Origin of the sequence: Rhodanobacter sp. 7MK24 (genome assembly GCF_014842995.1) — a bacterium.
In the GTDB taxonomy this organism is placed as follows: domain Bacteria; phylum Pseudomonadota; class Gammaproteobacteria; order Xanthomonadales; family Rhodanobacteraceae; genus Rhodanobacter_A.
On record NZ_JACYXL010000001.1, the window covers coordinates 293,778 to 306,776 of the forward strand.

Here is a 12,999-nt window from a genome sequence, read left to right on the forward strand (position 1 = left end):
GCTTCAGCCCGTGGTCTCGATGCGCTCCACGCGACGCAGGCCGCGCGGCAGCAGGCCGCCACGGGTGGCGCGGTTGCCGCCGTATTCCACCAGGTCGGCCCAGCGCAGGGTCAGCTTGCGCGCACCGGCGTACATGGTGACCTCGCCCTTGCCCTCGGCGACCACGGCGATGCCGGCCACGCGCTCGCCTTCCGCGAGCTGCTTCTTCGGCACGTCGATCAACTTGTTGCCCTTGCCCTTGTCCAGCTCCGGCAGCTCTGCCACGGAGAACATCAGCAGATGACCTTCCGTGGTGACCACCACGATGCGGTCGCGGGCCGGGTCAGCGCTGGCCTGCGGCGCAAGTACCTTGGCGCCGTCGCTGAGCGAGATGATCTGCTTGCCGGCCTTGTTGCGGCCGGTGAGCGCCTCGAAACGGGTGACGAAGCCGTAACCGAAGTCGGTGGCGAGGATCAGGCGCGTGTCGTTGTCGCCAGCAACCAGCGTGTCGAAGCTGGCGCCCGGCGGCGGCGTGAAGCGGCCGGTGAGCGGATCGCCGTTGCCGCGTGCCGAGGGCAGCGTGTGTGCGGGCGTGGAATAGCTGCGGCCGGTGGAGTCGATCACCGCCACCTGCTGGGTAGTGCGCGCCTTCGCCGTGGCGAGCAGGCCGTCGCCTTCGCGGTAGCTCAGGCCCTCGGCGTCGATGTCGTGGCCCTTGGCGGCGCGGATCCAACCCTTCTTGCTCAGCACCACGGTGACCGGTTCGCTGGCTACCAGCGCGCTTTCGTCCAGCGCCTGCGCGGCTTCGCGCTCGACCAGCGGCGAACGGCGCGCGTCGCCATATTTCTCGGCGTCGGCGCGCAGTTCGTCCTTGATCAGGCTCTTGAGCTTGGCCGGCGATTTCAGCAGCACGTTGATGCGCGCGCGCTCCTCTTCGAGCTGGTCGCGCTCGGCATTGATCTTCATTTCCTCGAGGCGGGCCAACTGGCGCAGGCGGGTTTCGAGGATGTAGTCGGTCTGTTCCTCGCTAAGGCCGAAGCGCGCCATCAGCACGGCCTTCGGCTCCTCCTCGGTGCGGATGATGCGGATCACCTCGTCCAGATTGAGGTAGGCGATGCGCAGGCCTTCCAGCAGATGCAGGCGGCGCTCGACCTTGGCGAGGCGGTGGCTGAGGCGGCGGGTCACCGTATTGGTGCGGAACACCAGCCATTCGGTGAGGATCTTCCGGAGATCCTTCACCTGCGGGCGGCCGTCCAGTCCGATCATGTTGAGATTGACGCGGAAGCTCTTCTCCAGATCCGTCGTGGCGAACAGATGCGGCATCAGCTCGTCGGCGTCGACGCGGCTGGAACGCGGCACCAGCACGAGGCGGATCGGGTTCTCATGGTCGGACTCGTCGCGCAGGTCCTCGATCATCGGCAGCTTCTTCGCACGCATCTGCGCGGCGATCTGCTCGAGGATCTTCGACGGGCTGACCTGATGCGGCAGCGCGGTAATGACGATGTTGCCTTCCTCGCGCACATACACCGCGCGGGCACGCACCGAGCCGATGCCGTTCTGGTACATCGCCAGCAGTTCGCTGCGCGAGGTGATGATCTCCGCCTCGGTGGGATAGTCCGGGCCCTTCACGTGTTCGCAGAGGTCGGCCACCGTGGCGTCGGGTTCGTCGAGCAGGCGGATGCACGCCGTGACAAGCTCACGCAGGTTGTGCGGCGGGATGTCGGTGGCCATGCCTACCGCGATGCCCATCGAGCCGTTGAGCAGCACGTGCGGCACGCGCGCGGGCAACCACGAGGGCTCCTCCAGCGTGCCGTCGAAGTTCGGCACCCAGTCCACCGTGCCCTGGCCCAGCTCGCCCAGCAGCGCCTCGGCGATCGGGCTGAGCTTGCTCTCGGTGTAGCGCATCGCCGCGAAGCTCTTCGGATCGTCCGGCGAGCCGAAGTTGCCCTGGCCGTCCACCAGCGGGTAGCGGTAGGAGAACGGCTGCGCCATCAGCACCATCGCCTCGTAGCACGAGGTGTCGCCGTGCGGATGGAACTTGCCGATCACGTCGCCGATGGTGCGCGCGGACTTCTTCGGCTTGGCCGTGGCGGCAAGGCCCAGTTCGCTCATCGCATACACGATGCGCCGCTGCACCGGTTTCAGGCCGTCGCCTACGAAGGGCAGGGCGCGGTCCAGCACCACGTACATCGAATAGTCGAGGTAAGCGCGCTCGGCGTATTCCTTGAGCGGGATCTGTTCGTAGTTGGCTTGCAGGTTCATGCAGGGGATTCTGGCGCGGGTAACCGGAGGATGGTGCCAGATCGGGAGGGCGGGGGACAGCTTGACGGGAGCGGTGAATCGACGCGAAGCAGGCATTTCAGCGGGCATAGGCCGGAGCAGGCGGCTCGTGCAGCGTGCCGTCCTTGTCCTCGCCACCAGGCAGCCGTTTATTGCTCCGAGTTGCCATGGCGGCCGGTGTCAGGGCAAGTGTGTCGGTCCCGAATCGACCGCGGGGCAGCTTCGAACGATGGGCTTTCGACTCGTGGGCTCCAAGATGGCCCGAGCGCCATGCGCTCACCCCAAGGCCGAATACACGATTGCAACGCTTAAGCGGCGACGAAGCCGTCCGCCTTGAATGAATGGTTAGCCGTGCACACAGGGTGCTTAGAATGCGACATTCTGGAAAGCGATGCCGCCTGAAAGTAACCCCAGATGGCAATGCCGACAAAGGGCATGAACGCCAACGCGTACAGATAGCCTGCACGCCGGGCAGCAGGCCCTCGCTTGATGCGCGTGGGGCGGAGCACTTTGGCGGCTATAGGAGGAGACTGGCCGTCGCGTAAGATTTTGAGCCCGTGCCGCCCCTCTATAAAGCCGAAAACCAGCGCTAAGAAAAGCGGAAACACCACGAACAAGCCGTACCAGAGTACATCGGTGCCGGGTACACCGAATACGCTGCGACATTGCGCCGTTGCGGCAAACGCGGTGAAAGTCGGCAGTAGCCAAAGCTTCCAAAGCAAGATGAATGTGCCGCCGATCACGAGGCAGCGCACGAGCATGCGAACGCGTTCGTGAAAGCTATATTCTTCGGCAAATTCTGGGAGTTCGCTCATCATGGAAGGCTAACGCTAGAGTTAAGCAGCGGCGAAGCCGTCCGCCTTGAACGATTTGCTAGCCATGCGCGCTGCTTACAAAGTCGTACACCACACAAACAAAGAACGAAGAAAGTAGCGTGTAGTAAGCAGCGTACAAATAGCGCATCGTGGAAATTGTTGATCGAAGCTTTTCTGGAATTAGTGAGAAAAATAGAACTCCACCTCGCATAGGAAGCCGGTGAAGCAGAAGCTGCCCGATAGCGCTATTGAATAGCTGACGAGCATAGTCAGGGTCGGCCTGCGAAATTTTGGCACGAGCGCCCGATGAGCCAAAAAGAATGACAATGTATACGGCAAGTGTGGCGAAAAATATGGCGATAGGAAGCATTTGATGGCTAACGTGGAGGTCACCGGCACTGCGCGGCTTTATCGTGCAGCGTCCGGTGGACCGCAGGGTTATGCCCCATGACTAGCGTTGAGCTTGCTGAGAAGTTCTTCATGGGACTTTATGGCGACTCGAACTGATAACTCCAAAACGTAAAGAACTTCCCCGTACCGATCTATGTGTTCGGGCGAACTCATATTTAGGACAGCGCCGTCGTCGGTTATGAAGTGCGCCACAGCGTTTCGAAACTGAGGCGTTAGCACTTCATCGAAGAACGCCTTGATTGGCTTTCCGATATACGGTTGATACGCGCTTGCGATTTCCTGGAATGCGGGGATCGTTTCCTTGGGGCGCCCCAAATCAATGCATGCAGATCGTGCGCGAGAAAAGACGCTAGCCCGGAGTGACCCGAGCAAGCCTTCAAGAATTTTGTAGTAGCAGAGAAAGCGATAGAAGTCGCTATACGAGTTCTTCGCTTCCCTATACATGGCGTAGACCGGCGCCAACTCGGAGAAGAGATTAGCGATGTGCGGATTTATAATTGTCTTGCGGTACGGTGATACATACTCCATTGAGACGCGGTCATTTTTTGGATCTTCAACTCGCAGCATCGCAACGACTACTGGGCAGTCGGCAACATAAGAAAGGTAATCAAGGAACGGGAGAACAGCGGCTTGAAACTTTCTCCTGGCCTCAGTCGTATTGGTCGCCCGGCACTCGAACTCCACCAGGGACTTCTCGCCTAAGCTGTTCTTCTTAATCTCGAACATTCCTTCCGCGCAGCGTATCCGACTCATTACGGCGTGATCGGGAAGTGCCAGATACGAACCTCCATTTTCTGTGCCGAAGTCGCCTTTAATGTTTCCCGTCGCAGGTGGGTTCTTGGAAAGCTGGCCGAACACCTTGAACTGCCGCTCTGCTTGGTCATGAAGCCGATCCTCATCGAGCCTCTTCTCGTTCGCCATGATTGCGATAACGTGTAGTTCCCCCTTTACTCCGGGAGGGCCTAGACGGTCGATAGGGATTTCAGTGGAGTGAGGCGGCGTCTTTGTCATGGGGCATAACGCTTGAGTTAAGCGGCGGCGAAGCCGTCCGCCTTGAATGAGTGGTTAGGGTGGTGTTTTGGAATCCGAAAGCACCGGCTCTGTGATCGCATGAAGCGAAGATCGAACCTCTGATATGCCAATCACGCCTTGAATGAGAAGGTACAAAATGCCAATGACCATAACAATGGTTACAGGGTTGCCAGAAAACACCATTGGAATGCCAAGAATGATTCCAAAGTAGCCTGTCATGGCATACATGGCCGGCAGGCTCTTACGCGCCACAAAAATCGAGGCGACGAACATAGCGCCAAGCTCGATGGCTGAAAGAATGAAGGATTGGTGATACTTGATCGAGAGAATTAGGTCTATGAGCGTGGCTAGACCTGATCCGATGATACCCATCACGTACTGTTTTTCGATCTTCGTCACTTGCGATGTCCTTATGTTAAGCGACCTAACGCTGGAGTTAAGCGGCGGCGAAGCCGTCCGCCTTGAACGACTGGTTAGGACTCATGGAGCCAGCCAATATAGTCTTAGTGCGATACCCGCGATGAGTACGGTCCAAAAAATGGCGAACAAGATGAGATAGTTCCTCCCGTAAAAAGTCGAAACATGCATGAACGAAATCGGTAGATTTTTGCGAAAATAGCCGTATGCAATGATCTGCCAAATCGTGACGCAGAAACCGAAAAATAGAGAGAGCCAAGACATAGCTACTTGGTTGTAGTGGCGCGCAATCGCAAACGTCAGAACAAACGGCAGCGCATTACGAGCAATTTTCCAACGCCATTTTGGTGGAAGATCGAGCTTGGCCGTTGCCGGATCAACCTCTCCACGAAAGACGTCTTTCCATCGGTTACCAAAGTTACGACCGAATTGTATTGCGAGTCCTAACGCTGGAGTTAAGCGGCGGCGTAGCCGTCCGCCTTGAACGACTGGTTAGGCAGCAGCCTACTACCCAGACTCGTGCATAAGAAGCTTGTGGATAGCCCGGCCCCTACGAAGAAAGTAGAAGGCTACAAGCGCAAAGAAAAATGATTGTACGAGAGCGATACCTATGCCTACCCATGTTTGGAGGATTAGGCGCTGGGTTTGAGAGGCGAGAGTTTCGGAGTTGACGCCAAAAAGCTTCCAGAGGTTAAAGGCGTCTACTGCCATGCTGAGCAAGGACAAGAAGGTGCGCCCGAGCGCGAGCAGACCAATAATTCTGAGTGCGAGCCAACCTGCCGAGTCTTTGTTCATTTGAGGCCTAACGCTGGAGTTAAGCGGCGGCGAAGCCGTCCGCCTTGAACGAAATGTTAGACGGTGCGGCACGATGCGCTTGAGCGATGGCTTGCGGCCAGAACGAAGCAGAGCATGAGCAACCGACCGCCCCAAAACTACCAGCTCTGAAGGCTGAAGACTTGCCGCAATGCGACGGAAAAATGTTGCCGAAGCGAAGCACTGCAAGCTGCCGTGGAGCTGAGCGAAACACACGACGCGAAGAACCAACACGAGCAACCGCCTAACGCCTAAGCTAAGCGGCCGTGCGGGCCGCAACATATGATTGCACTGGAAACTTCCTCCCGCACGGTCCGCTTGAGCGCATAGTTAGCCTATCTTGCCGCCCGCGCTCTGCACGCGCTGAAGAATAAATGCTCGCGCCTCGGGGGCGACGGAAGTCAGAGGAAGTGTGACGAATTGAGCCTTTGAGAAGAGCAGCAGCCAGCACTGGGGGAATTGCCACACCTCGACTATGGACGACCAAGGAAGAGCGGCGAGCCCAGCGCCAGAGGAGAACGATAGCGTGTCATCGCTTGCGACGAGGTGGGCGTGCGGACTGCCCATGGCGCGTAGCTTGTGGAGTGAGTTGCGGTAGTGCACCACGTAGATGAGGACGGCGAAAAGTGCTCCGAAGACCAGGACTGCACCCATTGCGCCAACTAGCCACGATGTGTCGCCGTTGTAAAGGAAAAACCCAAGGCAAGTAGCTAACAAAACAAGCGCGATGAGGAAACGAACTCCCACTACGCGCCACCAAAATCTCGTTACCGCGTAACGCACGAGCGATTCGCTGTAGGTGAGAGCGACTTCGTATGACATAGGCTAACGCTGGAGTTAAGCGGCGGCGTAGCCGTCCGCCTTGAACGAGATGTTAGAACGCACCGCGACCCTAGCACCACTTGCCAAGGCCACAATGAGGGCACTTTTTTGCAAAGGTGTTATACCGCAGGAATCCGGGCTTGAAGAATGGCTTGTGACATCGTGGACATTGAAATGCGGCGTAGTACGAGTTTGCGAGAGCTAGCAGCCCAAACCACGACCACGCTACCAAACCTTCGTAGCGTGAAAACTTTGGAAACGATGCGGCGAACAGTAGAACTACCCCTGCTGCGAGAACACACCAAAAAAGCCTGTTTCGGAAGCGCAAAGCATTCCATTGCTCAGCATGCATGTCAGCTCTTTCCTTCAAGACCGCGCCCCGTTTGTTGTGCGCTCTAACGCTTAGTAGACCCCGAATTGGGGCATACGCACGGATGCTCCACGCTTGCACTCATCTCGTCAAGCAAGGAAATCCTGCAAACAATCATGCACTTGCCCGGTTCCTTTCGGCCGCCACGCAGTGGCGCGCTCGTGTGCGTATCTCGCAGAACGAGGCTTGTATGTCTTATCACCTCGAAAAATTGCATATGCACATCATGCCGATGCATGCGGTGCGTGCCGCTTGGCTTCTGGCGCGCAGGATGCGCGCCTGCTCTTCGGGGGCCCTCGGTTGCGGTGAGGCGTGGACGATCAGGCCGCATAGCGGGCGTTGCCGTGGAAGACCACGCCTTTTCGACCGGGCAGGAGGCCTGGCTGAAAAGCCCGGCCACGCCTCACGGACTTTCCGTCCATGGATGGACGGAAAGCGACGCTGCGGGGTGGCCTTCTCTTCGGGTTGCTTTTCTCTTGGCCACGCAAGAGAAAAGTAACTCGGGCGCTGACAGGCGCACGTAAACGCCTTGAACCTTGCGGAAAGTATCGAGAAGACCTTGGGCTCAGCGCGCCACCCGCAAGCCGCCCGGTACGCCATTCGGACTCAACACCAGTTGCCACAACTGGTCGCGCCGGCTGCGAAACACCGCGGCGGAGGCTGCGAGATAGTAGTGCCACATGCGACGGAAGCGTTCGTCGTAATGCTGCGCGAGTTGCGGCCACGCGCTGTCGAAGTTGGCGCGCCAGGCGGTGATCGTGCGGTCGTAGTCGGCGCCGAAGTTGTGCCAGTCCTCGACCACGAACAAGCCTTCCAGCGCGGCCGTCACCTGGCTGGTGGCGGGGATCATCGAGTTGGGGAAGATGTATTTCTCGATCCACGGATCGGGGCGCGCGGGCGTGTTGTTGCTGCCGATGCAGTGCAGCAGCGAGAGGCCTTCCGCTTTCAGGCAGCGCCGCACGGTCTCGAAATAAGCACGGTAGTTCCTGCCGCCCACGTGCTCGAACATGCCGATGGAATACACGGCATCGAACGGTTCGTCGATCTCGTGATAGTCCTGCAGGCGGATCTCGATGGGCAGGCCCTTGCACAGCTCGCGGGCGAATTCGGCCTGTTGCTCGGATACGGTGATGCCCACGCCGCTGACGCCGTAGCGTTCCGCGGCGTATTTCAATGCCTCGCCCCAGCCGCAGCCGATGTCGAGCACGCGCTGGCCGGGTTGCAGTCCGAGTTTGCGGCAGACCAGGTCGAGCTTGGCTTCCTGGGCGTCGTCGAGGTTGTCCGCCTGTGCCCAGTAACCGCAGGAATACACCAGCCATTTGCCCAGCATGGCCTGGAACAGGTCGTTGCCGAGATCGTAATGCGCCTTGCCGATCTCGAATGCGTGCTCGCCGCGTTGCAGGTTGACGAAGCGCGCCTTGAGGTGCGCAATCACCGTGTCCAGTGTCCGGAGGTGTTCGTCAACGTGCGAATCGAGCAGACGGGTGAAGAAGCCCGGAAGGTCGCGGACATCCCACCAGCCGTCCATGTAGGCCTCGCCGAGGCCCAGCGAGCCATGCGCAAAAACGCGCGCATAGATGCGCTCGTCATGCACCCGGATGTCGGTGGGCGCGTCGCCGTCGATATGCACGCCGGCTAGCTCCAGCAGTTCGGTGGCGCGCTGCCTCAGCGAATCCTGGCTCATTGATGTTCCTCGTTGCCGAGCAGCCCGAAGCGCGCTGGTACGAGCGAATAGAACAGCGCCGTGCCGGCGTCGCGCACTCGCTGCAGCAAAGTCTGGACTTCGTTTTCGCGCAACAGGAATTCCACCACCACGGGCAGATCGTCGGCGAGTTCGAAAAAGGCTTCTTCGTGCAATACGCCGTGCCGGCCGAAGCCTGCGATGGCGCGGAACACCGAGCAGCCGCCGAGCTTGTGCTCTTTAGCCAGTTCCAGCAGCCACTCGGAGACCAGCATGCCGTCGTGGCGCGCATGCATGTGCACGTAGAAGCGCAGTTGCACTCCTTCGATCAGGGTTTCCGGGGTCATACCGTTTCCTTCGAATCAATAGGCGCCAGTGGATCGACGCAGGATGCTTCGGACAAGGAAGATGCCGAACAGGGTCAGCAGCAGGCTGCCGAAGAGATGGGCCGCTACGTGCAAACCAAACCACACGTAATGTCCACGCAGGATCAAGGTGTTGGCTTCAGCGGAAAAGGTGGAGAAGGTGGTCAGCCCGCCGAGGAAGCCGGTGGCCGCGAACAGCCGCACCGTCGGCGGCAGGGTCTGGAAGCGCTCGAACACGCCCATCAGACAACCCATGAGCAGGCCGCCGATGAGGTTGGCGGCGAGCGTGCCGGGCGGCAGGTTGGAGAAAAGGTGGTTGAGCAGCACGGCCAGGATCCAGCGCAGCCAGCAGCCCAGCAGGCCACCCAGGCCCACGGCGAGGAATCCGGGGAAGTTCACGCTGCAGTCTCCCGTGGATGGTGCATGTCAGTGCAATACGCTGCGGACGAGGACGATGCCGAGCATGGTCAGGGCCAGCGTGCCGGCCAGATGCGCTGTCACGTGGATGAAGGTCCATAGCGACTGCCTGCGCAGCAGCAGCGTATTGGCCTCGGCGGAGAAGGTGGAGAAGGTGGTCAGGCCGCCGAGGAAACCGGTGGTCGCGAACAGCTGCACCGCCTGCGGTATCGCCGGGTAGTGACTGAACACGGCCATCACCAGCCCCATGACGATGCCGCCGATCAGGTTGGCAGCCAGCGTGCCCAGCGGCAGGGTCGGGAACACTGGGTTCAGCAGCACGCCAAGCATCCAGCGCAGCCAGCAACCCAGCATGCCGCCCAGGCCCACGGCAACGAATCCAGCAAAGCTCACGTCGGGCATCTCCTGTCTGCGTGGCAATGACCCGCGACAACAGGCACGCCTGCGCCGCCGGAATCCGGTGGTGCAGGCATCATCAGCTTCGGTGCTTTCGCACGTGGGCGGTTCGTTCCGCAGGCAACGCAGCGACGGAACGGGAGGCATGCCATCTCCCCAATGGACCGGCATGCTAGCCGATGCGCAGGCGGAATGCCCATCAGGCGACGCCCGGCGGAGCGGCGATCACGTCGTCGCGCAGCGCCCGCGCCAGCGTGGGCGAGCGGTAGTCGGTGAGCCTGGCGTGTCGCCACACCGATTCGTCCACCGTCTCGTTGATGCCGCCACCGATCACCCGGTCGTATGGCAGGCTGAAAAGCTTGTAGAGGCCATGCATGAACTCATCATAGGAGCGGCGCGGCATCCCGAGGTCGGCGCCGGATGGCGGTAGGAAGCGTTCCCTGCAGCCCAGTCCGGCGGCCATCGCCTTGCCTTGCAGCCATGCCAGCGTAAGGTCCGGCAGCAGGTCGGGCGCACGGTGGGTTCCATCGTGCCGATAGCCGCCACCCACGTCGGTGTGCGAGCCCACGAACCAGCGCTGCTCCACCTCGACCTGTCCGGATTTCCAGTCGGTGCACGATTCGCCGGGCGCCAGCGTGTCGGGATTGCGCGTCCATTTGGCCGGGGCGAGGCTGGCGCGGTGCTCGTCCAGTGCAAGTGCCTGGTAGGCATGCTTGATGATGCGGCTGAGTTCGGTGTCGTGGAACCCGTAGCGTGCATGGGCAAACGGGAACCATGCGGCGGTATGCGGGATGCCGAGCGCGCCCACGGTTTCCCACACGCCGATGAAATGGATGTCCGTTTCCGTCGAGTGTCCGGCGCGCCAGGCCACGGCTTGCGCGTCGCCCGGTTTGGTCCCGGCATCGCGGTAGAACGCATAGGCGGCGGCGATGGCATTGTTGCCTACGGCGCCGTTCGCATCGCGGCGCAACAGTCCGCATTTGCGGATCATCCCGGCGAGGCTGCGCGCGGTGTAGGCGCCACGGCTGAAGCCGAACAACCAGATCTCGTCGCCGGCCTGCCACTGCCGGCACAGCCAGCGGTAGCCGTCCTTCACGGTGCCGGAGAAGCCGTAGCCGAACGCGCCGCCCAGCAGGTGCGCCAGGCCGGACGTCACGCCTGCGCCGACGCCCGGGAAGTATTCGACCCGTTGCTCGACGCCGGCCGCATCGCGAGGTGCGATCAGTCGGCTCAGCCGCTCCACATTGGTATCCGACTCCGGTTTTTCCCAGGTGCCGTCGAACAGTGCGACCAGCCTGCGCATGCCCTGATCGTCCTCCGTGATGGTGCGGCGTGCCGCGTCAAAGTACCGGCGAGTCGTCTCCCAGCATGGCCTTGCGCACGATGGCGATGGGTGCGAAGCCCTGTTGCATGAAGGCGTTGTGGAAACGTTCGAGGTTGAAGTCCTTGCCCTGCTTCTTCGCCACGTCGGCGCGCAGCTTGAGGATCTCCAGCTTGCCCAGCGTGTAATAGAGGTAGGTGGGATCGGAAGTGCCGCGCTTGGTTTCCACTTCGCCCACGGCGCGCGACTGGTAGCCTTCCTTGACGAAGAAGTCGATCGCCTGGTCCATCGTCATCTGGCCGGTGTGCAGCTTGATGCCGGCGATGAAGCGCGCATTGCGCAGCAGGGCGTCCTGCAGCTGGCCGAGGCGCAGCAGCAGCTGTTGGTGGCGGTCGTTCGGGTAGAGGTATTGCGCCAGGCCCTCGTCCAGCATCATCTGTTCGCAGTAGTGCGCCCAGCCTTCCACGTTGGTGTTGGCGCCCAGCAGCTTGCGCACGCGATCGTCCAGGTGGTGCATCCACAGGAACTGCACGTAGTGGCCTGGATAAGCCTCGTGCGTCGCCACGCTGTTGATCACCGGGTAGCTGAACTGCGCCATGAATTCGTCGGTGTGCTGCTTGTCCCACGACGGGTCGGGCAGGGTGACGTTGAGATAGGCCTCCTTCGCCACCGTTTCATAGGGCCCGGGCGTGTCCATCGAGGCGAAGGTGGTGGCGCGCATGAAGGGCGGTGTTTCCTCCACCAGGGGCAGCACGTCCGAGGGAATGGTGATGATGTGCTGCTGCCGGATGAAGGACACCAGCTTGCCGAGGCTGTCGCGGAATACGGTCAGCAGCTTGTCCGGCGCGGGATGGTCGGCGGCCAGTTCGGCCAGCACCTGCTGTGGCGTTTTCATGGGATCGAGTTCGTGCGCCACCTTGGCGAACTGTTGCTGGTTCGCGTGCATGTTGGCGGTATCGATGGCGATGAGCTGGTCGAGCGGCAAGGTGACCATCTCGTCGTACTTCAGCTTGTCGCGATAGGCTTGTGCGCCCAGGCGGAAGTCGCCATGCGAATGCGGCAGCAGGTCGGTCTTCAGCCAGTTCTGGTAATCCTGCAAGGCCTTGATGACTGCGCCGTTGCTGGCCGCGAACTGTTGCTTGAGATCCTTGTCGGTGACGTCGGCGAAGGCCGAAGGCACGTCGTGCTGGAAGAAGTCCACCAGGCCAGGCAACTGTTCCAGCGCGATCTGCGTATAGATCTCCGGCGGGTTGTCGAGGTTCTTGCGTGCGTCGACCAGGACCGCAGGCATCTGCTTTTCGCGGGCGATCAGCGCGCGCAGCCGTGTCTCGGGGGATGCGAACTTGCGCTCCATCAGGGTGAACGCGCTGCTGGTGATGCCGCTGGAATAGTTGTCCGGATTCTTCTGCCACGGCTTGATGGTCTGCAGCGTGAGCAGGGTGCTGTGGATGTTGTTGAGCACCAGTTCGCGGTCGCCCTGCGCGAATTGGCCGAGCGTTTTCGGATCGACGGCCGAGACACGCGCTTCCCACTGCTGCAGCGCCTTGATGTTGGCATCCACGCCCGCGCGCGAATAATCCTCGAGCTTGCCGTCCCATTGATGGAAACCATCGGAGGTGGCGGTGCTCGGATTGGTGGGGAAGTAGTACGTGTCGAAGTACTGGTCGGACAGGTGCGTGAAGGCCTGGTCGGCAGCCGCTGTATTGGCGGGTGCAGGCTGCGCCGCGAAGGCGGTGCTGCCCAGCGGCAACGCGAGGGCAATCGCGCAAGCGATCCGGCTGATTGGTTTCATCTGAGGCTCCCTGTGGCGTGATGAGTCGCGCCGCATTGAGCGGCACGGCAACAGGGGAAGCCTAGCGCAGCGGGAAGCTCCGTGCGCG

The 12,999-nt window shown here is 60.9% G+C and carries 11 protein-coding genes and 1 riboswitch; all 11 genes read right to left on the reverse strand.

Annotation, left to right across the window (positions count from 1 at the left end; all coding sequences use genetic code 11):
* Nucleotides 1–3: 3 nt before the first annotated feature.
* A complete protein-coding gene (gene parC / locus IHE49_RS01295) occupies nt 4–2,241 on the reverse strand; it encodes a DNA topoisomerase IV subunit A (protein ID WP_192154195.1) in 2,238 nt (745 codons plus the stop codon).
* Between the two features lie 326 nt (nt 2,242–2,567).
* A complete protein-coding gene (locus tag IHE49_RS01300; protein WP_192154197.1) occupies nt 2,568–3,077 on the reverse strand; it encodes a hypothetical protein in 510 nt (169 codons plus the stop codon).
* Nucleotides 3,078–3,512: 435 nt separating this feature from the next.
* Complete coding sequence (gene mauJ / locus IHE49_RS01305; protein WP_192154199.1) at nt 3,513–4,496, reverse strand: methylamine utilization protein MauJ; 984 nt, start codon at nt 4,494–4,496, stop codon at nt 3,513–3,515.
* Between the two features lie 54 nt (nt 4,497–4,550).
* Nucleotides 4,551–4,916, reverse strand: a complete 366-nt coding sequence (locus IHE49_RS01310; RefSeq protein ID WP_192154201.1) for a hypothetical protein — start codon at nt 4,914–4,916, stop codon at nt 4,551–4,553.
* Nucleotides 4,917–6,077: 1,161 nt separating this feature from the next.
* Nucleotides 6,078–6,569 carry a YcxB family protein gene (locus IHE49_RS01315; RefSeq protein WP_192154203.1) on the reverse strand — a complete coding sequence of 164 codons (492 nt, stop codon included), beginning with the start codon at nt 6,567–6,569 and terminating at the stop codon, nt 6,078–6,080.
* 935 nt (nt 6,570–7,504) lie between these two features.
* Nucleotides 7,505–8,623 carry a cyclopropane fatty acyl phospholipid synthase gene (gene cfa, locus IHE49_RS01320; protein WP_192154205.1) on the reverse strand — a complete coding sequence of 373 codons (1,119 nt, stop codon included), beginning with the start codon at nt 8,621–8,623 and terminating at the stop codon, nt 7,505–7,507.
* Nucleotides 8,620–8,967, reverse strand: a complete 348-nt coding sequence (locus tag IHE49_RS01325; RefSeq protein ID WP_192154207.1) for a DUF190 domain-containing protein — start codon at nt 8,965–8,967, stop codon at nt 8,620–8,622. Before IHE49_RS01325 ends, cfa begins: the two co-directional genes overlap by 4 nt.
* Before the next feature lie 15 nt (nt 8,968–8,982).
* Nucleotides 8,983–9,384, reverse strand: coding sequence for a fluoride efflux transporter CrcB (crcB, locus tag IHE49_RS01330; protein ID WP_192154209.1), 402 nt, complete (start codon nt 9,382–9,384; stop codon nt 8,983–8,985).
* Nucleotides 9,385–9,411: 27 nt separating this feature from the next.
* Nucleotides 9,412–9,795, reverse strand: a complete 384-nt coding sequence (gene crcB, locus IHE49_RS01335; protein WP_192154211.1) for a fluoride efflux transporter CrcB — start codon at nt 9,793–9,795, stop codon at nt 9,412–9,414.
* A 66-nt stretch (nt 9,796–9,861) separates the two neighbouring features.
* A riboswitch (Fluoride riboswitch) is annotated at nt 9,862–9,963 on the reverse strand.
* Nucleotides 9,964–9,997: 34 nt separating this feature from the next.
* On the reverse strand, nt 9,998–11,101 hold the full coding sequence (locus IHE49_RS01340; protein ID WP_192154213.1) for a DUF2235 domain-containing protein: 1,104 nt from the start codon (nt 11,099–11,101) through the stop codon (nt 9,998–10,000).
* A 37-nt stretch (nt 11,102–11,138) separates the two neighbouring features.
* Nucleotides 11,139–12,911, reverse strand: coding sequence for a DUF885 domain-containing protein (locus tag IHE49_RS01345; RefSeq protein ID WP_192154215.1), 1,773 nt, complete (start codon nt 12,909–12,911; stop codon nt 11,139–11,141).
* Nucleotides 12,912–12,999: the final 88 nt, after the last annotated feature.

Bases quoted from the DNA above. Each gene is read 5' to 3' on its own strand.
- parC (WP_192154195.1), bottom strand. From the start codon at position 2,241: ATGAACCTGCAAGCCAACTACGAACAGATCCCGCTCAAGGAATACGCC.
- IHE49_RS01300 (WP_192154197.1), bottom strand. From the start codon at position 3,077: ATGATGAGCGAACTCCCAGAATTTGCCGAAGAATATAGCTTTCACGAA.
- mauJ (WP_192154199.1), bottom strand. From the start codon at position 4,496: ATGACAAAGACGCCGCCTCACTCCACTGAAATCCCTATCGACCGTCTA.
- IHE49_RS01315 (WP_192154203.1), bottom strand. From the start codon at position 6,569: ATGTCATACGAAGTCGCTCTCACCTACAGCGAATCGCTCGTGCGTTAC.
- cfa (WP_192154205.1), bottom strand. From the start codon at position 8,623: ATGAGCCAGGATTCGCTGAGGCAGCGCGCCACCGAACTGCTGGAGCTA.
- IHE49_RS01325 (WP_192154207.1), bottom strand. From the start codon at position 8,967: ATGACCCCGGAAACCCTGATCGAAGGAGTGCAACTGCGCTTCTACGTG.
- IHE49_RS01340 (WP_192154213.1), bottom strand. From the start codon at position 11,101: ATGCGCAGGCTGGTCGCACTGTTCGACGGCACCTGGGAAAAACCGGAG.
- IHE49_RS01345 (WP_192154215.1), bottom strand. From the start codon at position 12,911: ATGAAACCAATCAGCCGGATCGCTTGCGCGATTGCCCTCGCGTTGCCG.